Raw genomic sequence first — 23,890 nt, forward strand, 5'->3', positions numbered from 1 at the left:
AACAGCGGCTATCTGTCCGCTACCGGCGAGAGGCAGCTGGCCGGGGGATCGACGAACAAGCAGATGGCCGGGCCGCGGGTGGGACGGTAGTTGTCCGGGACTCCGCCCGCGCCGATGATCTGGGTGTAGGCGCCGACGGCGTCGGTGGGGCGGCGGGTCAGCGCAGGGTCGGTGCGCACGTCCACGGTGTAGAGCCCGAATCGTGGGGCGTAGCTGCCCCATTCGTAGTTGTCGGTGAGGCTCCAGTAGTTGTAGCCCATGACGTTCATACCGTCGGCCTTGGCGCGTTGCAGCCAATAGACGGTATCGCGCAGGTGATCGCCGCGGGTGTAACCGTCGGCGCGTGGACGGCCGTTCTCCGTAGGCATGCCGTTCTCGACGACGTAGAGGGGCTTGCCCGGGAATCGGCGCGAATAGAATTGCAGCGCATAGTAGATGCCCTCGGTGCGCAGCGGCAGGTCCCAGATCTGCGGCCCCGGCAGGTTCGGCATCGCCGAGCCGCTGGCCCGCATGATGGACTCGATCAGCGACTGGGCCGGATCGTAGGCGAAGTAGTAGTCGACGCCCACGTAGTCGAGCCGGTCGCCGATGCGGTCGACCAACGGACCGTTGACCTGGGCCTCGGAGCCGGCCACATAGCCGACATTGCTGGTCACCTGGGCGCCCGGGTGGTTCTGGTGGATGTAGTCGTAAATGGCGTTGTGTGCCTGCGCGACCCGTTCCAGCATCTCTCCGGCATCCGCGGCGCCCCGCCGCACCTCGTGCATGATGTAGGCGACGGGCTCGTTCACGGTGACCCACAACGGATTGCGGGGCGCATAGCGGTCGACCACGTTGCGCATGTTGGCCAGCCAGTCCTCGACCATCCGCGGATTGCGCCAACCGCCGCGGTCGACGGCCCAGCCGGGGTAGACCCAGTGATCCAGGGTGATCATGGGGCGCATCCCGGCCTGCTCGACGCCCGCGATGACCGCGTCGTAGAAGCGAAATGCGGCCTCGTCCCACACCCCCGGCGCGGGTTGCAGCCGGGCCCATTCGATCCCGATCCGGAACACCTGCACGCCGAGATCGGCCGCGAGCCGGATGTCCGAGGCGTAACGGTCGTAGAAGTCGACCGAATCGCGAAGTTCGTCGTAGCCCGGGGTTCCGGCGACGTATCGCGTCCAATTGCTGTCGGGCGCATGGCCTTCGGACTGGAAGCCCGAGGTGGACACGCCCCAGAGGAAGTCCGAGCCCAGCGGCGCCGGACCGGCGGCCGGCTGGATCAGCGGGGCGGCCGAGGACTGGGTGGCCAGCAGCAGTGTGGATGCCGCGGCGGCGAGCGCGGCCAGGACGTACCGACGGAACCGAGATCGCATTGGCCCAGGGTAACCAAGCCCGTCCGGCGATTGTCGAAATCCGCGTATCAGCGCGATTCGATTCGAAGAAGCGGACAATCGTTGCCGCCGCAGGCATTGCCGCTACTGCATGGCGAAGCGCAGTAGCGCCTGCATGTCACCCTGCTTGATCTTTCCTTGACGGTTGAGGACTTCCAGCTGCCACTGGTTGCCGTTGCGGAAGGCGCGGGCAACCGCGTTGGCGTTGTCGGTGCCGAGCAGCGAGGGCCAGATATCGGCGACTTGCTGGCTGCTGCCGCCGGACGCGTCGTAGATCCGGAAGGAGATGTTGTTCGCCTTCTCGAAGGAGGTGCCCTTCTTGAAGGCGGCGGCGACGAATATGATCGCGTCGATCGCGGTGGGCACGTCGCCGAAGGTCACGTGGATGGTCTCGTCGTCACCGGAAGCGGCGCCGGTCTGCTCGTCGCCGGTGTGCGCGACCGAGCCGTTGCCCAGGGGATCCAGCGAATCCAGCCCAGCGAAGCGCACCGGCTCGTTGCCTTGCATGAGGACGGCGATCAGATCGAGATCCACACCTTTTTTGCGGCGCGCCCAGCCGAGTGCGCCGCCGCTCGTGCCGGAGGACGGGTCCCAGCTCACCCCCACACTCAACTTCGAGATACCTGCGAGGTCTGCGGCGCCGTCTTCTTTCTTGAGCGTAATCACGACATCAGGATACTGATGGTTACCTGTCGAGCTGGCGCACAATGTACTTCGCGGCCGGGGCCGCAGGCAGGACCCGCCACGTCCCCGCCGGAACCGTCACCGATCCACTCGGCGCGCCCACCATGCCTTGACCAGTCCAGTGGCCCCGACCTGCGCTCGCCGCCGGTTCGGCACGGTGGCGCGATGGTCGAACACGGCGAAATCGCTGTCCTCGATGCGCTCGAGGATTTCCGAGTACAGCGTCGTGGCCGTGGCGACGCACGGACGTGACCGAGGGTGCAGCAGCGCGATTCCGGCGCGCGCGAAGCGGTAGACCTCGCGAGTGAGCGCGCACTGGGCCGCCAAGGCCCGGCGCACCCGGGAATCGGTGCGCTGATGTGCCAGGCACCAGTGCAGGAGGTGGCGATCGACCCCGAATGCGGCGAGTTCGTCGGCGGGTAGGTAGACCCGGTCGCGCAGCAGGTCTTCACCGACGTCGCGCAGGAAGTTGGTCAATTGGAACGCCTTGCCGAGCGCGGCGGCATAGGGTGCGGCCTCGTTTGCGCAGGAGGTCCCCAGGACCGGCAGGAGCTGCAATCCGATCACTTCGGCCGAACCGTAGATGTAGGTGTCGAGGGCCGCGCGATCGGGGTAGGCCGTCACGCTCAGATCCATCCGCATCGATGCGAGGAAAGCATCGAACAGGACCGCTGATATGCCATAGCGATCGGCGGTATCGAGAACCGCGGGGAGAGTGGCGTCGGCGGTGGCCCGGCGTTCGCGGAAGTGCCCGGCGAGGGCATCCAGCTCCCGGGCTCTTTCGGTGGTGCCGCGACGCGGGTCGAGCTCGTCGAGGATGTCGTCGGCTCGGCGCGCGAATCCGTACAGGGCGTGCACCGCGGGGCGTTGATCCGGTGCGAGCAATCGGGTCGCCAGGAAGAAGGTCTTTCCGTGGCGCGCGTTGAGCTGCCTGCAGTACCGGTAGGACCGGTGCAGTTGCGGGTGGCCGAGCCGGTCGGTGCCGGGGGCGGTGCGAGTCATCTCGATTCCGATCACAGTCGTCGCTCGATCCGGCCGGCCGTGAGCGCGGTACCCACGGGCACGGCGCGGCGTTGCCGAGCGGGTCGAAGGCCGGTGACGCGGTCTGCGGCAAGGCGGCCCGAGATCAGCACCGGCGGTATTCCCACCCCCGGCACCGTCGAGCCACCGGCCAGTACGACGTTGTCGATACCGCGCAGCATATTGGCAGGTCGAAACGGGCCGGTCTGGGCGAACGTATGGGCGAGAGCGAACGGGCTTCCGGCGAGCATGCCGCGGCGCGCCCAGTCGGCAGGCGTGTCCACGCGCAAGAGCTCGACATCGCCGAACCGCGAACCCAGGCGTTCCTGAGCGATCTCCACCATGCGCTCGGCGTAGCCGGTTGCGGCGCTGTCCCAATCGATCCGGCCTCGTTCGAGGTTCGGCACCGGCACGAGAACCGACAGCAGGTCCCGCCGCGCCGGAGCCAACGACGGATCGGTCGCCGTGGGACGAGTGACCAGCAGTGACGGATCGCGCATCACCTGCCCCCGGTCGATGATGTCGCGGAAAGACTCCGCCCACGCGTTCCCGAACAGCAGGCTGTGATGCGATACCCCCGCCGCGGGCGCGCATGCTAGATGGGCGATCACTGCCGACGGGGCGGAGGTCAGCGGAACCGGGCGCCGTGGTGTGCGCGCGATCAGCCGGTAGGCCTCGTGCAGTTCGGTCGTCAGCACGACGGCGTCACAGGGTGTTCGGACGCCGTCCTGGGTGATCACGCCGGTGATCCGGGAACCGGCGCGTTCCAGGGCGGTCACCGTGGTGCCGTAGCGGAATCGGACGCCGGCGTCGGTCGCCGCCTCGGCCATCGATTCCGGAAGCGCGCGCATCCCACCCTGCGGAAAGAAGACGCCGCCGATGGTGTCCATATAGGCGATGACCGCATAGGCGGCCAGAGCCCGGGTGGGCGCGACGCCCGCGTACAGCGATTGAAAGGTGAAGACACGCCGCAGATCCGGATCACGGATGTAGCGAGCGACGGCGCGATCCCACCGCCCGAAGCCGCCCAGCGCGACCAGCCGGGCCAGTGCGGGATTCAGCATCGACAGTGGTGAGTCGAAATTCGTTGCGATGAACCGGTCCATCTCCGCTCGGTACAAGCGCGTCAGCCAATCCCGCAGCCTGCGATAGCCGTCCGCGTGAGCGGCACCGGCGAAGCGGCGGATCTCCTCTTGCATCCGCTCGGCGTCCGTGTGCACCTCCAGCGTCCGCCCATCGGCGAAATGGGCTCGGTACGCGGGTTCGACGGGCAGTAGCCGCAACCGGTCCGCGGCTCGGGCTCCGGCAGCCGCGAACACGCTTTCCACGAGGTCCGGCATGGTGAGGACGGTGGGCCCGGTGTCGAGGCGGTAGCCCGCGAGATCGGCGTACCCGGCTCGTCCGCCCGGTCCCGGGTCGCGTTCCAGGACCGTCACTTCACGGGATCGGCCCACCAGGTGCATGGCCGCGGACAAACCCGCCAGGCCGGCCCCGACGATCACGATCCGGTCGGTGGCGCCGTTGACGGTGCGCATCGGTTCACTCTCCTGTCAGGCGACGCGTTCGGTGCAGGCGGTGGCCATACTCCTGAGGGCGGCCCGTAGCGGTGCGGTGATGTTCGCGCTGTCCAGTGCGCTCTGTGCTCGGGCTACCAGTTCGGCGATCATCGTCTCGGCCTTCGCGGGCGCACCGGATTCGACGATCAGGGTTCGGGCGCGGTCGAGTTCCTCCGCGCCGAGCCGGGGACGACTCAGCAGCTCCGCGAGCTCGGTCCGGGCCGACGAGGTCGCCATCTCGCGCGCGAGAACCACCACGGTGGTCGCCGTGCGTTCCGCGAGATCTCCGTCCGCGGGCTTGCCGGTCACGGGCTGCGAGCCGAAGATGCCCAGAACGTCGTCGCGCAATTGGAAAGCCTCGCCGACCGCGGTGCCGTATCGGCCCAGCGCTTCCAGTACGGCCGCATCGCAGCCGGCGAGTGCGGCGCCCATCTCCAACGGGCGTCGCACCGTGTAGTTGCCGGACTTGGCCCGTGCGATGGCAAGTACCGAGGCCAGCGTCGGTTCGGTGCGCGCGTCGTTGAGCAGATCGGCGAACTGGCCGGTCGCGAGCTCCAGTCGCATGGCGTCGTAGCGCGGCCATACCGGCCGCAGCGCCGCCTCGCTGCAGCCGCTTTCCCGAAGCATCTGCTCGGCCCACACCAGGCACATGTCGCCGAGCAATGTCGCGGCCGACTCGCCGTATCTGGTGGACGAGCCGGGTGCGCCCGCGCCGCGGTGCAGCGTGGCGAACCGGACATGCGCGGCCGGAGCGGCCCGGCGAGTCGCGGACTGGTCCATGACGTCGTCCTGCAGCAGGGCGAACGCGTGCAGCAGTTCCAGACTTGCCGCGGCCCGTAGCGCCGCCGGGTCGCCCGGTGCGCCACACAGCCAGCCGAGATACATGAACGTCGACCGCAGGCACTTTCCGCCTATCGCGTAGTGGCGCAGGACATCCGGTGCGCCGAGCCGACGCAGGGCCGCAGGGCATTCCCGCAGGAGGAAAGCGTGGATCTCTTCGAGTACGGCTCGGCGCACCGCGGCACGCCATTGCGGAAACGAGTCCCCGGCATCGAGGACCGGAATTCCACCGGCCAAGTCGGCGGCCGGCGACCCGGGCGACACGATGGTCATGATCGCTCCCCGTCCTGTGCTCGGGTTACTACTCGAACATCGACAATGTTACGCCTAACGATGCACTAACGCTGCGAATAGCAGCCCTGCCAGGTTTGGAAATCACCGGCGAAGGCGAAGCCGCCGCTACATGTCGGCGTCGAGACGCCGGTAACCGCCACCGTGGCCCCGGGGCCCGCGATGCCGATCGACAATCCAGGCCGCACGCCGGTCGTCGTGACGGACGCGCCGGGCCCGATGGCAATCGCGGCCGGACCGGACAGGGAAGCCGAGTTCGAGCTCGCCGTGCCGCCGTTCTGCGCGATCGCCAGCGACAAGCTGGTCGGCGCCGCGTTCGCGGAGGCAGTCGCATCGAGGCCGTAAGCGGCCGCGGCGCCACCGGCGTCACTGGTTGCCGAACACGAGCCGCCGCTGCCGGAGGTCTGCGCCGTCGCAGGGCCCGGGGCCGGGCAGGCTGCCGGAGCCGCGGCGCCGGTGGGTGCGCTGACAAGAATGCCCAGCGCCGCCGCGCCGCCGCCGATCGTCAGCCCAAATGCTCGCGTGCAAAGCCGTGGATGCATGACGTTCTCCTTCGGTCTTGGACGTACAGGGCTAACACTACGCCGCTAACACTATGCCACAAATGATGCAATAACGATGCGTCTGAGTTCGGCGATGCGCCGGACGCGCTTTCGGAGGCGTTCACTTCAGGATCGCCGCAGTGCCCGCCCTCGCTGCCGCGGTCGCTGCGGGCGGGTCGATGACGCCGGTTTCGGCGAGAAGGTCCTGCTGATGCCCGCGCCACCGCGCAGCGCCCGGCGGTCTGCCAGCGCTGCTACGCACTGTCGGGGACTGCGTGGTGTCCGGGCGCCGCCGCCCGGGCGGCAGGATGCGCGGCGGTCCGTTCCACTGCATCCGGTGCCCGTCGCTGGACCGGCTGTGTGATTTGTGTGGCGAGCGAAACCTGCCCGGCGCGATGCCGGTGGGCACCGTGTGTCGCCGCTGCAATTGCCACCGGCCCGCCGCCCGTGGTCCCCGAACTCCGATTCTGCTGGCGTGCACAGCACGCGCCGTGCGACCGGCAGCGGAGCGGGTGCTGGTCGGCGGACCGGGCTGGGGCCACGATCACGCTGCCGTCGGAGGTGCTCTACGTCCGCTCGCTAGAGGACGCACTCGAGACTCTGAGCAAGCTCGGCAGGCGCGACGGCGCCCCGTAATCGGGAACGCCACCGCCCTGGCTGCCCGTGCCGAAAGCGACGCCCGCACCGGACAACAGGAGCGGACCTACTGTTCGGCAGGCGGCGAACTCAGGTGCGAGCCGCCACCGTCGACCGCACGTTCGGGAGACCGAGATTGTCGCGCAGCGTGGTCCCGGCGTACTCGGTGCGCAGCGCGCCGCGCTCTTGCAGCAGCGGTACCACCTTGTCGACGAATTCGTCCAGACCCCAGGGCACCAGATGTGATCCGAGGATGAAACCGTCCGAGCCGTCCTCCTGGACGAAAGTGTCGATCTGCTCGGCGACCTGGGTGGGAGTTCCGACCAGGGCGCCGCGTTCGAACTGGTCGATCACCACCTCGCGCACACTGAGCTTCTTCGCCTCGGCGACCTGGCGCAGACGTTCGGCAGTGGCGAATCGATCCTGGTGGACGAAGGCGCGGCCCTGGATGATCGGTGGAGCGTCGGGGTCGGGGCCGATTTCGGGTACCGGGCCCTCCGGGTCGTAGCCGGACAAGTCGCGGTTCCAGATCTGTTCCAGCAGAATCAGCGCGGTCTGCCCGGTGACCTGTTCATCGCGGATGGCGTGATACTTCTCGATCGCCTCGGCCTCGGTGTCACCGAGAACGAAGCTCGCCGAGGGCAGGATCTTGATGTCGTCGGCCCCGCGTCCAGCCGCCACCGCGCGCGATTTGATGTCGCGGTAGAAGTCCGCGGCCTCCGGTTGCTTGCCGTACGGGGAGAAGATGGCGTCGGCGTTCGCCGCGGCGAACGCACGTCCTTGGGGTGACACACCGGCCTGCAGGATCACCGGCCTGCCCTGCGGGCTGCGCGGCACGGTGAAACGACCGGAGATGTCGAACTGGCTGCCGTGGAAGGCGAACGCGCCCGCGTCCGGCCGGGCGAGGAACCCTCCGGAGCCCTTGTCGGCGACGATGTCCGCGGCGTCCCACGAATCCCACAGTGCCCGAACGGCGTTCAAGGTTTCCTCGGCCCGCGCGTAGCGGTCGGCCGGATCGAGGAATCCGCCGCGCCGGAAGTTCTGTCCGGTGAAGGCGTCGAAGGAGGTCACCACGTTCCAGGCGGCCCGGCCGCCGGACAGGTGATCCAGGCTCGCGAACTGCCGGGCCAGCTCGTAGGGCTCGTTGAAGGTGGTGTTGATCGTGCCCGCGAGCCCGAGATGCTCGGTGACGGCGGCGATCGAGGCCAGGACGGTGAGGGTGTCCGGGCGGCCGATGATGTCCTGGTCGAAGATCTTGCCCGCGCGTTCCCGCAGGATGAGCCCCTCGGCGAGGAAGAAGAAATCGAATTTGCCGCGTTCGGCGGTGCGCGCGGTGTGTTCGAAACTGCTGAAATCGATCTGACTGCCCGCCTCGGGATGCCACCAGGCGGTGTGATGGTTGACACCGCCGAGGTAGGCGCCCAGGACGACCTGCTTACGGGGGGTGCTCATAGGGTGACCTCGCTCAGGCAGTCGCGTAACGGTTGGGAACGTCGGTGGGCAAACCGAGCAGTGCGCGCAGCGAACCGTCCGGATAGCCGGATCGGAATACACCGCGTTGTTGCAGCGCGGGGACGAGCCGGTCGGCGACCGCTACCAGATCATCGACCGCTACACCGGGCCGCAATCGGAATCCGTCGAGTCCCTGCCCGCTCCAGTCGGTGAGCAGGGCGGCGGGCTCATCGGCACTGCCCGCGAAAATCGCCGCGTCGGAATCGAACTCGCTGCCCGCGACCTCGCTCAACCGCGTCAGACGCTGCGGACCGGTCTCCTTGTCGTTGTCGAGGAAAACGGTCAGATCGGCGAAGACCCGCAGCGGCTCGCCGTCGCGATCCACTCGTGCCGCCGCGGCCTCGATCTGCTCCAGGACGGCGGCCGGACCGGTCTCGCGAGGTGGTGTCACGAACACCAGATCCGCGCCGCGGGCAGCGAATTCGAACGCCAGCGGGGCGTGCGCCAGCGCCGCCACCACCGGCTGCCCTTGGGGCGGACGCGGTGTGATCGACGGGCCCCGGACGCTGAAGAAGCGGCCCTCGAAGTCGATGTAGTGCAGTTTGCCGCGATCGATGAAGCGGCGGGTGGCCACGTCACGGATTTCGGCGTCGTCCTCCCAGCTGTCCCACAGTCGCCGCACCACCTCGACCGCGTCGGCGGTTTCGGTGAACAGGTCGTGGATATGGCCGGGGAAGACGCCGGACGCGACCGCCTGCGCGAATTCGGCGGCGGTGAGGTCGCGCACTTCGCGGCGTCCGAAATGGGCCGCCTCCTCGGCGGTTCCGGACACCCTCGCCTGCCGGCCCGCCCTGCCACGCGACGTGTAATCCAGGGTGGCGATCGCCTTGGAGACGTGGAAGGGCTCGGTGTGCGTGGTCGTCACGGTCGGGATGAGGCCGATGTGCCGGGTGGCCGGGGCGACCAGCGCGGCGATCAAGTGGGCGTCGATCCTTGCCCGCACCCGACGCATCGGGCGACGGATAACACCTGGTTACGGCCGCATATCGAGTCGAGGGCACGGCGCGACATCTGCTGGGCGCGGTGGGTCAACGATTCAGATCAGCTCGAGCTGGGGGAAATACCCAGCCCCACCGACAGCTGGTGGTGAGTCCGAGCCCGCCCGCCTCGAGGGAACAGACAGCGCCGTTCCCGTCGGCGGGCATTGGTCGACTTGCCTACTGTGGCGGCCGCAGAAGGTGTTCTCCGGCGAGCTGGATGGCTTCGCGCGTCGTGTACCCGGGGTGGTCGGCGACGATGAAGTGACGGCCGATCGCGAGGGCGAAGGTCAGCGTGCTGCGTGCTTCGATCTCGTCGGGGTCGGTGATGAAAGTCCCGAACATTTTGCGCAGGAAGGACATTCGCTCGTTGTCGATACGTCGCAGGCGAGCGGCGACGGACTCGTCGTGGCGGGCCCAGGCCCGGACCGCGAGATCGATCCGGTGCAGGTCCTCCGCGAAGGTCAGGCGTCCCGCGCGACGGATGCGATCGGCGGCATCGGTGCCTTCGGCGTCGGCCTGGGCGATGACTTCGGTCGTGCAGCGTCGTTCCCATTCGTCGAGCATTTCGGCGAGCAACGTGGAACGGCCGTCGAAATGCCCGTAGAACCCGCCTTTCGTGACGCCGAGCTCGGCGGCGAGCGTTTCGACGCGGACGGCGTCGGGCCCTCCCCGGGCCAGGGCTTCTAGTCCGGCCTCGATCCAGCGGGCTCGTGTGGTGCGGGGTATGGCGGGAATCGGGTCACCTCCATTGATCGCGCCGTATTTATACGCTACCGTACGGATCAACTGTACGGCACCGTATAAAACAGCGGCACCGTGCCCGGCGAAAGTGCGAGAGAGCCGGGGCGGCATAGAAACCCGGAAGGTCACGATGAACTCCACAAAGCAATTGCTCCGCTGGGCGGCCGGAATCATGCTCGTGCTGGGCACAGGGCACCTGATCCTGCTGGCGCTCGCCTCTTGGGAGGAGATCACCGGCTGGGTGGATCGGGGGCTCTGGGCTGCGGTCCCGCTCGAGCTTTCCGGCGCGCAGACGGTGGATTCGGTGGAGTCGCTGCAGAACAAGGTCACCTTCTGGGCCGGGCCGGGGAGTTTCGCCGTGCCGCTGATCCTCTTGGGTCTCCTGATCTGGCGTCTTGCCGGCCACGGCGTGGCCGTGCCCGCCTGGATCGGCTGGGGCCTCGGGGTGTGGTGTGTGCTGGGTGGCGTCCTTCTGGTGCCGTCGCCGTACTTCGTCGGTGCTGTCGCCGGGGTACTGGTCATCTGGGCAGCGCGGCAGGACGATCGGCCGGAGAGCGCGGCGGGGCCGACATCGCCTGGTACCGAACGAACCTCACCCGACCCGCGCTGAGCGGGAGTGATCCTCGCGCGAAACGCGGCCGGGCGGTTTCGGCTGTAGGCAGTCGATTCGTCGATTCGAGAGGCGGCCGCCGACAACGGTCGCGACCGATGTTCGAAAGCCGGGGCCGATCATCACCGGCAAAACGGCCGAAGTTCGACTGCGACCTGTGGCCGCCCGACCCGCGCGTGATCGAGGCGGCCGACCGTTCTGCTCGGCCGAGTAGCGGAGGCGAATTGCCGCCCCCGACTCGTCTACCTGGCCGGCACGATCGGTGTGCCGCTGCCCGGCCCTGGCGTGGGCGGAACCAGCGCGCCGGCGGGTGTATTAGTGCTCGGCGCCGACCGCGCGGGCGGGGGCGCAAGCATCTGCAACGGCAGAGCCGGTGGCGGCGCCGCGGGCCCGCGGGACCCGGGCTTGTCGGCGCCGCATGCGGCGGATGCGGGCCCGCCCGATGTCTCTCCGCAGCTCGGCGGTGGACCGGCCGGAACGATGGGGTCGGCGGAGGCGGTCGCGGCGGCGATGATCAGGGAAACCGACACACTGGCCGGCGCGATCCAACGCCGCCAAACCCGCGTCTGGATCACAGCCATATCGGGTCACCGTAGACGGCGACCGAATTGTCCGCCGTGGCCGTGGAAATCGACACGATCGCGAACGAACGCAGGCTGACCGCTCCCGCGCACGCGTCGATCTTGATCTGTATCTGATCGACGGAGATCGAGCCGTGCGTGCCCGCAAGCGCTTTCGTGCCGAACGTGATGGTGCTGATGGTGCCGGGCTTGATGGTCGTCGACATGTTCGGCAGCGCCAGCGCGCTGGCACCGACCGCGAGGCCGGGCGAGGGGGCGACGGTCACCATGGCGTTCGGGCCGATCGCCGCCGAGAGGCCCACCGTGAGGCCGTTGGAGACATCGGCTTGGCAACCGATCTGGTATCCCAGCTGTAGCGTCCCCGAGTTCACGGCCTCCCGGCCCGCACCACTGATATCGGCCGCCGCCGACAACGTGACGAACCCTTCCCGGGTGAACGGGGTCGCCGCCAGATTGGGCACGCGTTGAACGTCTTCCGCGGTCTTGCTGATCCGCAGCTCCCAGCCGTCCTCGGTGTCGATGACGCGAGATTTGTCCGCTACCGGGTCAGCGGTCGCGGGGGCGCTGGTCATGCCGAGCGCCGCGGTCGCAGCGATGCCGAGCATCGCTATCGTCGAGCCCTTCAATGAAATCCTTAGTCCTGTTAACAGTCGGACGTGATAGTACTGACTTCGTCCTCGCGGCGGCACGGAAGACCGCCCATTGTTGACCGACAGCGGTTTTCGTCACCGGTGGATGTATCCCCGGGTGAGTGGTGCGTCGTCGAGTCGTGGGGCGATCGACTCGCCGCCGAGTGCCTGCCGCAGGATCGCCTGTTCGTCCTGGATGACGTGCATCACGGCGTTGATCAGGGCGAGGTGGGTGAATGCCTGGGGGTAGTTGCCCCAGTGCCGTCCGGTTCGGGGATCGATCTCCTCGGCGTACAGGCCCAGCGGGCTGGCGTAGCCGAGCAGTTTCTCGCACAGCTGTTTGGCCCGTCTCTTCTCGCCGATCTCCGACAGCGCCGAGACCAGCCAGAACGAGCAGATCGTGAAAGCGCCTTCCTCCCCGGCGCAGCCGTCGTCGGTCTCGCCGACGCGGTAGCGCAAGACGAGGCCGTCCTCGGTCAGTTCCTCGGCGATGGCGAGCACGGTGTTGCGTACCCGGTCGTCGTCCGGCGGCAGGAATCGAACCAGTGGAATGAGCAGGGTCGAAGCGTCCAGCGCCGTGCTGCCGTAGTACTGGGTGAACACCCGCCGAGAGTCGACCGCGTGTGCGCAGATGTCGGCGTGGATCTCGTCGGCGGCCCGTTGCCAGCGATGTGCGCGGTCGAAATCCTGCTGGATGCGAGCCAGCCGGGCCCCGCGATCGGCGGCCACCCAGCACATGACTTTGCTGGAGGTGAAGTGCTGGGGCTGCCCGCGAACCTCCCAGATGCCGTGGTCCGGTTCGCGCCAGTAGGTGAGGGCGCTCTTGACCGCGCGGCCCAGCAGCGGCCAGGCGCGTGCGTCGATTTGATCCTGATGGCGGGCGTAGAGGTAGACCGCGTCCAGCGCCGCACCCCACACGTCGTGCTGGCGTTGCCGGAACGCGTCGTTACCGGTGCGCACCGGTCCCGCGTTGTCGTACCCGCGCAGGTGCGGGAGGGTGTGTTCGGTGAGGTCGGTTTCGCCCCCGATGCCGTAGACGATCTGCATGTCGCTGGCTTCCTCGGTCAAGTCGAGGATGTAGGAGAAGAAGTCGTTCGCCTCCCAGCTGAAGCCCAGGGTGTACAGACCCCACAACGCGAAGGCGGAGTCGCGGATCCACGAATAGCGATAGTCCCAATTACGTTGTCCACCCGGGGTTTCGGGCAGTGATGTGGTGGCGGCGGCAGCGACCGCGCCGGTCGGTGCGAAGGTCAGTCCCTTGAGGGTCAGCGCGCTGCGGGTGAGCTCCGCGGTCCACGGATGGTCCGGAAAGCGCCCGCCCGCCAGCCAGTGCCGCCAGTGATGAATCGTGCGCACCAAGCGCTCGTCGGCTTCGTCGACGTCGCTGGGGGCGTCGCGAGTGCCCCAGGACAGCGCGCAGAAGCGGGTGTCGCCCGTCTTCAGCAGGGTGCGGGCGACCGCATGCGTACCTTCCAGCCCCAACCGCATGTCGGTGCTCAACGTCAGTTGCAGATCGGTGCCGTCGGCGCTGGCCTGTGCGAGGTAGTAACTGCCGAGGTAGTCCCACCGCGCGCGATACCTGCCGTAATCGAAGGCCGGTTGACAATCGAGATTGAAATGGATCTGTCCGGTCTCGCAGTGCACCGTTCGCAGCAGGATGTGCTCGGCGTCGTAGTCCGTGGGGGTGCGCCGATGGGCGCTGCGGCCCGGTGTCTGGTGCCGCCACGGCCCGACCAGCAAGACGTCGCGCACCGTCGCCCACCCGTCGCCGCTGCGCCAGCTCGTCTCCATGACCATGGTGCCGGGGATGTAGCGACGGTCGGTGGGCACCATGAAGTCGGCAGGAGCGAACCGGAACGAGCCGGCGGAGCGATCGAGAATCGCCGCGAAGACACTGGGGGAGTCCATCCTCGGTAGACACATCCACTCGATGGCTCCGCTCGGGGCGATGAGGGCGGTGACTTCGCAATCGGAGATGAACCCGTAGTCATCGATGCGCGGGAACGCCGTGAGCCGCGGTGCGCGTTCGATCTCGTCCATGCGTTGCTCCATCGTCGTCTCGGCCCCACCTGCGGCCGGGGCATCCGCGCGATTACCGGCTGGACCGCCTTCCTTCAACGCTGCGAGCGGTACGGGCGTGCGTGATGTGACGCTCTACTAGCCCACCACCTCGGGGGTGGAGTCGGCAAGCCCCTGTGAAGTCAGCGACGGTCTTCGGTCCGGGGCACGTCCGGGCTGACCAGTCGGCGGGCGGCGAGGACAGTGGCGGCACGGCGTTCGCTGATGTTGTGGTGATCGGTGCGGGTGGCATGCATGGCCGCCGTGCGGGCGAGATCGGTCAACATGACGATCAGGGTGATGGGCTGGAACGCCTCCGTGATCAAGCCTCGGTCCTGTCCATGCCGGATCTCGGCGAGTTTTCCGGCGATGATGCGGCGGATGGCGTCTTCGGCGGCGGGGATGTGGGTCTGTTCGATCTCGGCCCAGGCCTGCAGCCGGGCATTGTCGGGGTGCGCGAGGTAGTGATCGAACAGCCTGCCCACGTAACCGGGCAGGTCGGCGGCGTCGAGGGCGGTTTCGTCGGTGGTTTGGGTGACCCATTCCTCGGTGACCGCGGCATAGAGCTCGTCCTTGCCTGCGAAATACGCGTAGAGCCGGTCTTTGCTCGCTCTGGCCGCCTCGGCGATCCGGTTGATCCGCGCACCGGCGATGCCGTACCGGGCGAACTCCGCCTTGGCGGCGACGAGGATTCGTTCCCGGGTGGCCTGACCTGCTGCGCGCATGGCGGCATCCTATCTTGCCGAACCTTTTGGTTCGGATATAGAGTTTCCGAACCAAAAGGTTCTGGAACCGCGTCGGGAACGAGGATGGATATGGGCTCTGTAGGGAGTGGCTGGCGGGAGCTCGCCGAGCGGGAGACCGGGGTGTCCGCGGCCGAGTTGGATGCGCTGTGGGCCGAATTGCCGGTCGCGCGTGCCGAGGACATCCTGGGCGAGTGGAAAGGGGCCGCGTTCCCGACCGCGCATCCGCTGCGCAAAGCCCTGTCGGTGCATCGCTGGTACGGCAAGACCTTTCACGCCCTGCTCGATGCGAAGCCGTTGATCTGCCGCGCCGAGGACGGGTCGCTGTTCTCCGATGTCGAACTCGGCGGTGGCGGGGAAGCGACGCTGTGGAATATCGAATTCCGCGGCGAGGTGACCGCCACCATGGTCTACGACAGCCGCCCGGTCTTCGACCACTTCAAATGGCTCGACGACAACACGCTGATGGGCATCATGAACGGCCGACCCGACGTGGTGCTGGTCGATGGTGAGCACTTCTACTTTCTGCTCGAGCGGAGCTGAGCGATGGTGACCACCACCGCGGTGCTCTCCCGCGATCCCGCCGCGCCGTTCACCGTCGAAGCAGTCGAGATCGATGCGCCCCGCGACGACGAGATCCTGGTGCGGGTGCAGGCCACCGGCATCTGCCACACCGACCTGATCACCCGCGCGGCAGGTGGCGCCGATCATCCCGTGCTGCTCGGGCACGAGGGCGCCGGAGTGGTGGAGACCGTCGGCGCGGCGGTGACCGGTGTACGGCCCGGCGACCGTGTCGTGCTGACTTTCCGGCACTGCGGAACGTGCCGGAATTGCCGAGCGGCTCGCCCGGCGTATTGCGTGCGCGCGAGGGAACTCAACCAGTTCGGCGCCCGGACGGACCGCACGCGCCGGGTCACCGTCGCGGGAACGCCGGTGCGGGACGGGTTCTTCGGCCAGTCCAGCTTCGCCGCGTACGCGTTGACCACGGTCGACAACACAGTGGTTGTCGACACCGAGGTCGATCCGGCGGTCGTGGCTCCGTTGGGTTGCGGGTTCCTCACCGGTGCCGGAGCGGTACTCAATGTATTGCGGCCGGACCGGGATGCCCGGGTCGCGATCTACGGCGCGGGCGCGGTCGGCATGGCCGGGCTGCTGGCGGCGCAGGCCTGCGAGGTCGCCGAAGTGGTCGTGATCGAGCCGTCACCGTTCCGGCGGGCATTGGCGCGCGAACTCGGCGCCACCGCGGCCCTGGATCCGGCGGTCGAGGACATCGTGCCCGCGGTTCGCGAGCTGACCGACGGCGGGGCGACCCACGCACTCGACACCACGGGATCGGCGAAGGTGCTCGCCGCGGCGGCCGCCGGAGTCGCGATCGGCGGCACCGTGGTCGCGGTCGGTCTCGGTGCCGGAGTCCCTCCGATCGACCTGCGCGACATCGTCCTGGGCGGCAAGGTCGTCCGCGGCTGCCTCGAAGGCGACGCGGTGCCCGCGACCTTCATCCCCCACCTGCTGGACTTGCATGCCGCCGGCCGCTTCCCGATCGATCGGCTCATCACCACATACCCGCACACCGACATCAACCTCGCGCTCGCCCAGCAGCGTGACGGCACGGTCGTCAAACCCGTCCTGACCTGGTGACCGTCGGAGTCCCGAAAACGGTTTGAGAGCTCGATGCTTCGGTCCATACGCTCAGCGTGTGAACGGGGTTTCCGGGTTGCTGAATGTGGTCGATGTCGAGGCGACGTGCTGGGCGGGGAAGGTTCCCGCTGGCGCGGTCAGTGAGATCATCGAGATCGGATCGACGGTGGTCGACTTGGACGCGGGGGAGCGGATCGCCAAGCACCGCATCCTGGTTCGGCCTGCGCGATCGACGGTCAGCGAGTTCTGTACCGAGCTCACCGGCCTCACGCAGGCCGAGGCCGACACCGGTATGGAGTTCATCGATGCGTGCCGCTTGCTGGCGCGCGAGCACTCGGCGGGGCTGCGGCCGTGGGCAAGCTGGGGTGACTACGACCGTAAACAGTTCGAACGGCAGTGCGCCGCCACCGGCGTCGAATATCCCTTCGGGCAGCGGCATACCAATGCCAAACAGCTATTTTCAGAGGCTTACGGGTTGAATCGCCGTCCAGGGATGGCCGGAGCGCTGGACATCGCCGGACTGCCCCTGGAGGGCCGTCACCACTGCGGTGCGGACGACGCGTGGAATATCGCCGGTCTCGTCCTGAACATCCGCGAACGCAACGCTTGGCGCGTCACTTCGGAAGCCTGACGCGCGGCCGCGTCCTGTACACGACGCGGACGCTCCGATCTTGCCCACGACTGGGCGCGACCGGCCGATGCCTGATTCTGGGCGACTTGCCTGGTTGGTGCGGTGCAAATGGGGGATACCACGCGAAAGGCCGGAGTGCGCAGGCATCCGGCTCCGGAGAACGCGGGAAGGGGCCGGCATGGTGTCGAGCACGCTCGCCGCGCTCTACCAAGCGTCGGCAGCCGAGCCGCCCGGTCTGCTGCCCGCGCGCCAGCAGATGGCGTTCTCACTGGGCTGGCACATCGTGCTGGCCTGTTTCGGGGTGGCGTTTCCCGCCATGATCTACGTCGTGCATCGTCGTGGCATCGTCCGCGACGACCCCGTCGCCCTGGGGCTGGCCAAGCGGTGGGCGACGGTGTCGGCGATCCTGTTCGCCATCGGCGCGGTCTCCGGAACGGTGCTCAGTTTCGAAATGGGCTTGCTGTGGCCGGGCCTGATGGGCCGCTACGGCGACGTGCTGGGCTTGCCGTTCGCCTTCGAAGGGCTCTCCTTCTTCATCGAAGCGATCTTCCTGGGCATCTACCTCTACGGATGGGGTCGGATGCCGCCGCGCCGACACCTCGCCATGCTCGTCCCGATGGGCGTCGCGGGGGTGGTCGGCACGTTCTGTGTGATCAGCGTCAACGCGTGGATGAACAATCCGACCGGATTCCGGATCGTCGACGGCGAGGTGACCGATGTCGATCCGTGGCGGGCGATGCTCAACGACGGCGTCTACCTGCAGTTCGCGCACATGTGGGTCGGGGCGTTCATGCTGGTCGGATTCCTGGTGGCCGGTGTCTACGCGGCCGGTCTGCTGCGGGGACGACGCGACGACCACCATCGGCTGGGTTTCACGGTCCCCTTCGTCTTCGCTACGTTCGCCGCCCTGGCGCAACCCCTCATCGGGCACGTTCTCGGCATGCGGGTGCACGATACGCAACCGTCGAAGCTGGCCGCGTTCGAACTGGCCCCCACCACCGAAGGGCCGCGGGGCGAACTTCGCATTCCGGAAGTACTCCGCGACGCTGGGCCAAGCGCGCCTGTTCGGCGCGTTGTTCGCTGGTGCGTCGCTCATCACGCCGTTCTTCTTCGGGACCGCGGTCGGCGCGATCGCCTCCGGCCGGGTGCCCGCCGAGGGTTATGGCGACGTGGTGCGGTCGTGGCTGAATCCGACCTCTCTCCTGGGCGGCACACTGGCCGTGGGAACGTCCGCCTTCCTGGCGGGGGTCTTCCTCACCGCCGACGCCGCGCGCTCGGGTGACCACGCACTCGCCGACTACCTGCGTTCCCGCACGCTGATCGTCGGCGGCGTGACCGGTGTGGTCGCTATCGCGGCGATCGCACCGATCCGCCGCGACGCCCCGACCCTCGGTGCCGGACTTCTCGGGCGCGCTCTACCCCTGATCGCGCTCTCGGCCGCCGCGGGCGTGCTCACCCTGGTCCTGGTCTACCGGCGTCGCTACGGGTGGGCGCGGGTCCCCGCGGCGACCGCCGTCGCCGCGATCGTCATCGGGTGGGCGGTCGCGCAGACGCCGTGGATCCTCGTGGACCAGATGCTCATCGCCGATGCCGCGGGTGCACGAGCGACCCTGCTAGGACTGCTAGCCGTCGTGGCCGTCGCCGCGGTCACCGTGCTACCCGCTCTGGCCTACCTGTTCTGGCTCACCCAGACCGATGCGTGGGTCCGCGACGAGCCGGTCTCCGTCGAGTCTCCGGAGCAGGCGTAGGACACAGCTCGGGACCCACACATCGGAGGTTCGCACTCGAGAAGCGCACGGGTAGATCCGCGAAGTGAGTACCGAAAGAACGGTTTGTTTACGGTCGTGCGTGGTATACGCCGCACGTATCGGCTCGACAGCGCGGTCGTGCCGGTACCCATCGGGTGCCCCTGCTGCGCGAACGATGGCGCGACACAGTGCGCGCCGCATGAGCACGAGGTGCCTCTTCTCGAGGATGTACGGCGCAGAGGAATACATTGTGATCGAGGACGCGAACATGCCCATCACCGACGACGAAGACCCGGACCGGATCATCTGGCCGGAGTCCAGCGCTACGAGCGCATGGTGGGCGGATGTGATGGGTCACCGATTCCCCGGAAACCAGACGTGACATCCGGGTGACACCATCTTGCGCGCGCCCAGCATCGCGCTTGCGCAGTGCTCCGATGAGTTGTTCGTGCTGCGGCGCCATGGTGTTCGGTCCTGGCGAGCCGGACTGTGCACGCGCGTTACGCGCCGGAAGCTTCGGGCTCCGGTGACCGGCGCAGCGCGAGGAGTTTGTCGATGATCTCGATCGCCGTCAGCGAAGACGGTGCCGTGCCCACGGCGGCGTCGGTGCGGATCTGGGCGGCGATGCCTGCCGGGCACCCGGTTCCCGGCCGGGAGGTGGTGGCGCACGCAGTGCAGCCCTCGACGGCATCGGCGAGATGGGCTTCGACATTGCGCACGTCGAGCGCGGCGATCAAATCGAGCCCGCTCAAGAAGTTGATCGGCATGTCGATGGGTTTCCTCTGGCTCAATATCCGATCGGGTCGGCGGTCGCCCAGGATTGTTCCAGCCCTTTCCGTGCCGCGCAGCCCGACACGACCGGGACATCGGTGCGGCTTTCCGATGACCCGTGGTCGACCGAACTGTTCGCGAGCGATGCCACGGAAGACGGGCTGGAAACGGTATCCGGCGGGTGTGCGTCCATTGCACGGCCGACGTCGTTGTCGACCTCCGACGTCATTGTCGGGGCGGAGGTCCGGTGACAGCGTTGTCGTTCGGACCAGGAGCAAACCCGTTTATATAGGCTCCGCATCGGTAATGTAACAGAAGGATATACCTTCTGGGAACCCCCAGCGAACTACAGTGCTGCCGCGCTCGCCCCTGCCTGTGGGGCTTTTTGCGCGCGTCCCGCGAGGCGGGCAAAGGTTCAGCGACGGCCGACCCATCCGCCACCTCGGCCCCTGCGCTGACCGCGTTGGTCGGAAGAATCTTCAGGCGATGGGTGCGGTCACCAGCCGGGCCCGCCGGGTGAGGGTGAGTCCGATCCCCTCGGCGGCCGCGCGGACCGACGCCGCGTGGGCATCGGGGTGGAACCGGTGGGACGGGCCTGCCACGCTGATCGCGGCCACCACCTGGTCCGCTTCGCGGACCGGGGCGGCCACGCACACCAGACCGCGAGTCGATTCCTCGAATTCGAACGCCACGCCTTCGGCCGCGATCCGATCCAGCTGGTTGCGCAGCGTGCCCGGCAGGACCATCGTGCGCGGGGTGTAGCGACGGAACGGTCCGGCCAGTACCTGGTCACGGAGCGCGGCATCGGCGTGGGCCAGCAGCACCTTGCCGATAGCCGTGCAGTGCACCGGCATTCGGCCCCCGATCCGGGACGGGGCGCTGGCCTGCCTGCGTCCGCCGATCTTCGTCAGGTACACGACCTCCGTGCCGTCGAGGACGCCCAGATGCACGGTCTCGTGGATGCGCGCGTTCAGCTCCTCCAGGAACGGGATGGCCACCTCGAGCAAACTCCGCTCGACCGACGCGCGCATCCCCAGCTCGAACAGATGTCCCCCGAGCCGGTACCCGGCCTCGGTCCGGTCCAGCAGTCGCACCGCCACCATGTCGGCGAGGACCCGGTGCAAGGTTCCCTTCGGGATGCGGGTCCGCCGCCCGAGCTCGGCCAGACTCAACGCGCTGTCATCGATCGCGAACGCCTCGAGTACCGCCATGATCTTTCCCAGCACGGTCGAACCGTCTACCGCACGACCGGCAGATGACATCGGCGACCTCCACTCTTTCGGTCCGCACCATTCTACCGGCAGTGTTCGACTCAGTGGAACATAATGCTGGCGGGCCCGTGGCACCCGCGGCGACAGTGAGACCATGCCAACACCTTCCGGCCTCGACCGACGAACCGCGGCAGCGGACGCCACCACGATTGCCGCCGACCTGCTCAGCGCCGCCGCCCGCTCCGGCACGCCGTGCCCCCCGGTACGCGATCTGATCGGCGCCGACGACATGGCCGCCGCCTACGCGGTGCAGGAGCGGCTGACCGTCGAGCGCATCGCGGCGGGCGCCGAGATAGTCGGCCGCAAGATCGGCTTGACTTCCCCGGCGGTGCAGCGGCAACTCGGCGTCGACCAACCGGATTTCGGCGTGTTGTTCGATGATATGCACTACCGGCAGGGCACGCCGGTGCCGCTGAGCAGGCTGCTGCAACCGAAGGCGGAAGCCGAGATCGCGTTCGTACTGGCCCAGGACCTGGCCGATGGCCCGCTCGACGCGCAGCAGATCCGCGGCGCGGTCGACTACGCCGTGGCCGCGCTCGAGATCGTCGACAGCCGCATCGCAGGCTGGGATATCGAGTTCGCCGACACCGTCGCCGACAACGCCTCCAGCGGCCTGTTCGTCCTCGGGACCGAGCGCCGCACCCTCGACTCCTTCGAACCCGTGTCGGTGCGGATGCGGATGGCGATCGACGGCGTCGAGGTGTCGACCGGAACCGGCGCCGCGTGTCTCGGCGACCCGCTGCATGCGCTGGCCTGGCTGGCACGGACCACGCGGGAGTTCGGCCGTCCGCTGCGGGCCGGCCAGATCGTGCTCTCCGGAGCGCTCGGACCGATGGCCCCGATCGAGGCCCCGGGAACCGTCACCGCGGACATCACCGGCCTCGGCTCGGTGACCGCGACCTTCATTCAGGAGTGAGCACAATGAACGACAGCCCCGCCACGCTCAAAGTCGCGGTGATCGGATCGGGCAACATCGGCACCGACCTGATGATCAAGGTGATCCGGCACTCCGAGGTGCTGGAGATGGGCGCGATGGTCGGCATCGACCCCGAATCCGACGGCCTCGCCCGCGCCCGCAGGCTCGGCGTCCCGACCACGGCCGACGGCGTCCAAGGCTTGCTGGAGCTGCCGAACTTCGACGAGATCGACGTGGTCTTCGACGCGACTTCCGCCAAGGCCCACGCCGCCCACGCCGCGGTGCTCGGACCGCTCGGCAAGCGCCTGATCGATCTCACACCGGCCGCTCTCGGCCCGTTCGTCGTACCAGCGGTGAACCTCGACGAACACCGGCATGCCCCGAACGTCAACATGGTCACCTGCGGCGGGCAAGCGACCATCCCGATCGTGGCCGCCATCTCCCGCGTCGCCCCGGTGCCCTATGCCGAGATCGTCGCGTCCATCGCGTCGAAATCCGCGGGCCCCGGTACCCGCGCCAATATCGATGAGTTCACCGAGACCACCGCGCACGCGATCGAAACGGTCGGCGGCGCCCGCCGCGGCAAGGCCGTCATCATCCTCAATCCGGCGGACCCGCCGCTGATCATGCGCGATACGGTGCTGTGCCTGGTCACCGCCCCGGATTCGGCCACCCACGAGGCGATTCGGGCATCGGTCGAGCGCATGGTCACGGACGTGGCCGCCTACGTGCCCGGCTACCGGCTCAAGCACCAGGTCCAGGTCACCGCCGTGCCGCAGGACCAACCCGTGCGCACCCTGCTCGGCGCAGGCGCGGTGGGCACGCCGACCCATCAGGTGACGGTATTCCTCGAAGTCGAGGGCGCCGCGCACTACCTGCCCGCATACGCGGGCAACCTCGACATCATGACCTCGGCTGCGGTGCGCTACGCCGAATCCATCGCCGCTACGATCGCCGCCGCGCCGGCAGAACAGGAAGCCCTCCGATGACCGGACAACTGTTCATCCAAGACGTCACGCTCCGCGACGGCATGCACGCGGTGCGCCACCGCATCACCCCCGACGACGTCGGCCGGATCGTGGCGGCGCTCGACGCCGCGGGAGTCGACGGCATCGAAGTCGCCCACGGGGACGGCCTCGCCGGAGGTAGCTTGAACTACGGCCCGGGCAGCAACACCGACTGGGAATGGATCGAAGCCGCTGCCGCCAACCTCACGCACGCGCGGCTGACCACGCTGTTGTTGCCCGGCATCGGCACCATCAGAGAACTGGAGCAGGCCTACCGGCTGGGCGTGCGGTCGGTGCGGGTAGCCACCCACTGCACCGAAGCGGATGTGTCCGCCCAGCACATCGCCACCGCACGGGAACTCGGCATGGACGTCTCCGGATTCCTGATGATGTCGCACATGGCCGAACCGGCTCGCTTGGCCGAACAAGCCAAGCTGATGGAATCCTATGGGGCGCAGTGCGTCTACGTCACCGATTCCGGCGGCCGGTTGACCATGGACGGTGTGCGTGACCGCGTCCGCGCCTACCGCCAGGTGCTCGATCCGGGCACCGAGATCGGCATCCACGCGCACGAGAATCTCTCCCTGTCGGTGGCCAATTCCGTTGTCGCGGTCGAAGAAGGCGTCACCCGGGTCGACGCCTCGCTCGCCGGGCACGGCGCCGGAGCGGGCAACTGCCCGATCGAACCGTTCGTCGCCGTCGCCGACCTGTACGGCTGGAAGCACAACTGCGATCTGTTCGCCTTACAGGACGCCGCCGACGATCTGGTGCGGCCGCTGCAGGATCGCCCGGTGCGCGTGGACCGCGAAACCCTCACCCTCGGCTACGCCGGGGTCTACTCGTCCTTCCTGCGGCACGCCGAAGCGGTGTCGCGGCGCTACGGCATCGATGTGCGGACGATCCTGCTCGAAGTGGGACGTCGCGGACTGGTCGGCGGGCAAGAGGACCTCATCGTCGACATCGCCCTCGACTTGCTCGCCGACTCCGGCAGTGCCACTGCCTGAACGACATCGATCTCGCCGGGCCCCTCCGGTGCGCATTCGCCATGCCGGTGGTGCGGACGACGAAATCGGCCTGACGGCACAGCGCAGCTGTGCGCTGGGCGAAAA

The 23,890-nt window shown here is 68.1% G+C and carries 22 protein-coding genes and 1 pseudogene; 9 read left to right on the forward strand and 14 right to left on the reverse strand.

The window, feature by feature from the left end:
- Positions 1-8: 8 nt before the first annotated feature.
- The 9 genes from LTT66_RS28885 to LTT66_RS28925 all read right to left on the reverse strand — a co-directional run bounded on the left by LTT66_RS28885 (position 9) and on the right by LTT66_RS28925 (position 10,289).
- Entirely contained in the window at positions 9-1,358 is a 1,350-nt protein-coding gene (locus LTT66_RS28885; protein WP_233061738.1) for a family 1 glycosylhydrolase, read from the reverse strand.
- Positions 1,359-1,460: 102 nt separating this feature from the next.
- Complete coding sequence (locus tag LTT66_RS28890; protein WP_233061739.1) at positions 1,461-2,042, reverse strand: TerD family protein; 582 nt, start codon at positions 2,040-2,042, stop codon at positions 1,461-1,463.
- A gap of 96 nt (positions 2,043-2,138) precedes the next feature.
- Entirely contained in the window at positions 2,139-3,062 is a 924-nt protein-coding gene (locus tag LTT66_RS28895; RefSeq protein ID WP_233061740.1) for a phytoene/squalene synthase family protein, read from the reverse strand.
- Between the two features lie 11 nt (positions 3,063-3,073).
- Positions 3,074-4,615 carry a phytoene desaturase family protein gene (gene crtI / locus LTT66_RS28900; RefSeq protein ID WP_233061741.1) on the reverse strand — a complete coding sequence of 514 codons (1,542 nt, stop codon included), beginning with the start codon at positions 4,613-4,615 and terminating at the stop codon, positions 3,074-3,076.
- 15 nt (positions 4,616-4,630) lie between these two features.
- Positions 4,631-5,749, reverse strand: a complete 1,119-nt coding sequence (locus LTT66_RS28905; protein WP_233061742.1) for a polyprenyl synthetase family protein — start codon at positions 5,747-5,749, stop codon at positions 4,631-4,633.
- 65 nt (positions 5,750-5,814) lie between these two features.
- On the reverse strand, positions 5,815-6,309 hold the full coding sequence (locus LTT66_RS28910; RefSeq protein WP_233061743.1) for a DUF6764 family protein: 495 nt from the start codon (positions 6,307-6,309) through the stop codon (positions 5,815-5,817).
- 726 nt (positions 6,310-7,035) lie between these two features.
- Entirely contained in the window at positions 7,036-8,397 is a 1,362-nt protein-coding gene (locus LTT66_RS28915; RefSeq protein WP_233061744.1) for an NtaA/DmoA family FMN-dependent monooxygenase, read from the reverse strand.
- 13 nt (positions 8,398-8,410) lie between these two features.
- Entirely contained in the window at positions 8,411-9,409 is a 999-nt protein-coding gene (locus LTT66_RS28920) for an LLM class flavin-dependent oxidoreductase (RefSeq protein WP_233061745.1), read from the reverse strand.
- Between the two features lie 205 nt (positions 9,410-9,614).
- A complete protein-coding gene (locus LTT66_RS28925) occupies positions 9,615-10,289 on the reverse strand; it encodes a TetR/AcrR family transcriptional regulator (protein WP_233069432.1) in 675 nt (224 codons plus the stop codon).
- A 19-nt stretch (positions 10,290-10,308) separates the two neighbouring features.
- Here LTT66_RS28925 and LTT66_RS28930 point away from each other — a divergent pair, with 19 nt between their 5' ends.
- Positions 10,309-10,788: a DUF6463 family protein gene (locus LTT66_RS28930; RefSeq protein ID WP_233061746.1), complete on the forward strand. Its 480-nt coding sequence runs from the start codon at positions 10,309-10,311 to the stop codon at positions 10,786-10,788.
- A 571-nt stretch (positions 10,789-11,359) separates the two neighbouring features.
- Here the strand turns inward: LTT66_RS28930 and LTT66_RS28935 are convergent.
- From LTT66_RS28935 to LTT66_RS28945, 3 genes are all read right to left on the reverse strand, one after another.
- The gene (locus LTT66_RS28935; protein WP_233061747.1) at positions 11,360-11,995 is read right to left on the reverse strand and encodes an MspA family porin; all 636 of its coding nucleotides are present in this window, start codon (positions 11,993-11,995) and stop codon (positions 11,360-11,362) included.
- Positions 11,996-12,094: 99 nt separating this feature from the next.
- Positions 12,095-14,038 carry a glycoside hydrolase family 15 protein gene (locus LTT66_RS28940; protein ID WP_233061748.1) on the reverse strand — a complete coding sequence of 648 codons (1,944 nt, stop codon included), beginning with the start codon at positions 14,036-14,038 and terminating at the stop codon, positions 12,095-12,097.
- A 161-nt stretch (positions 14,039-14,199) separates the two neighbouring features.
- Positions 14,200-14,781 (reverse strand): TetR family transcriptional regulator, encoded by a 582-nt coding sequence (locus tag LTT66_RS28945; RefSeq protein ID WP_233061749.1) that lies wholly within the window; start codon positions 14,779-14,781, stop codon positions 14,200-14,202.
- A gap of 84 nt (positions 14,782-14,865) precedes the next feature.
- On the opposite strand from LTT66_RS28945, the gene LTT66_RS28950 reads away from it, so the two are divergent.
- From LTT66_RS28950 to LTT66_RS28970, 5 genes and pseudogenes are all read left to right on the forward strand, one after another.
- A complete protein-coding gene (locus LTT66_RS28950; protein ID WP_233061750.1) occupies positions 14,866-15,342 on the forward strand; it encodes a DUF4334 domain-containing protein in 477 nt (158 codons plus the stop codon).
- 6 nt (positions 15,343-15,348) lie between these two features.
- Positions 15,349-16,437, forward strand: a complete 1,089-nt coding sequence (locus LTT66_RS28955; RefSeq protein WP_233069433.1) for an NAD(P)-dependent alcohol dehydrogenase — start codon at positions 15,349-15,351, stop codon at positions 16,435-16,437.
- Positions 16,438-16,495: 58 nt separating this feature from the next.
- Entirely contained in the window at positions 16,496-17,068 is a 573-nt protein-coding gene (locus LTT66_RS28960; RefSeq protein WP_233061751.1) for a 3'-5' exonuclease, read from the forward strand.
- A gap of 256 nt (positions 17,069-17,324) precedes the next feature.
- A pseudogene (locus LTT66_RS28965) lies at positions 17,325-18,014 on the forward strand (cytochrome ubiquinol oxidase subunit I); the annotation flags it as partial.
- Between the two features lie 115 nt (positions 18,015-18,129).
- A complete protein-coding gene (locus tag LTT66_RS28970) occupies positions 18,130-18,816 on the forward strand; it encodes a cytochrome d ubiquinol oxidase subunit II (RefSeq protein ID WP_233069434.1) in 687 nt (228 codons plus the stop codon).
- 500 nt (positions 18,817-19,316) lie between these two features.
- On the opposite strand, the gene LTT66_RS28975 is transcribed toward LTT66_RS28970, so the two are convergent.
- Positions 19,317-19,583, reverse strand: a complete 267-nt coding sequence (locus LTT66_RS28975; protein ID WP_181720409.1) for a hypothetical protein — start codon at positions 19,581-19,583, stop codon at positions 19,317-19,319.
- 483 nt (positions 19,584-20,066) lie between these two features.
- On the reverse strand, positions 20,067-20,849 hold the full coding sequence (locus LTT66_RS28980) for an IclR family transcriptional regulator (protein ID WP_233061752.1): 783 nt from the start codon (positions 20,847-20,849) through the stop codon (positions 20,067-20,069).
- 103 nt (positions 20,850-20,952) lie between these two features.
- Here LTT66_RS28980 and LTT66_RS28985 point away from each other — a divergent pair, with 103 nt between their 5' ends.
- Genes LTT66_RS28985 through dmpG form a run of 3 tightly spaced genes read left to right on the forward strand, consistent with a single transcriptional unit; the run spans position 20,953 to position 23,785 of the window.
- Positions 20,953-21,774 (forward strand): 2-keto-4-pentenoate hydratase, encoded by an 822-nt coding sequence (locus tag LTT66_RS28985; protein WP_233061753.1) that lies wholly within the window; start codon positions 20,953-20,955, stop codon positions 21,772-21,774.
- Positions 21,775-21,779: 5 nt separating this feature from the next.
- A complete protein-coding gene (locus LTT66_RS28990; protein WP_233061754.1) occupies positions 21,780-22,763 on the forward strand; it encodes an acetaldehyde dehydrogenase (acetylating) in 984 nt (327 codons plus the stop codon).
- Positions 22,760-23,785: a 4-hydroxy-2-oxovalerate aldolase gene (dmpG, locus tag LTT66_RS28995; RefSeq protein ID WP_233061755.1), complete on the forward strand. Its 1,026-nt coding sequence runs from the start codon at positions 22,760-22,762 to the stop codon at positions 23,783-23,785. Before LTT66_RS28990 ends, dmpG begins: the two co-directional genes overlap by 4 nt.
- Positions 23,786-23,890: the final 105 nt, after the last annotated feature.

This window comes from Nocardia gipuzkoensis, assembly GCF_021183645.1.
Taxonomy (GTDB): Bacteria; Actinomycetota; Actinomycetes; order Mycobacteriales; family Mycobacteriaceae; genus Nocardia; species Nocardia abscessus.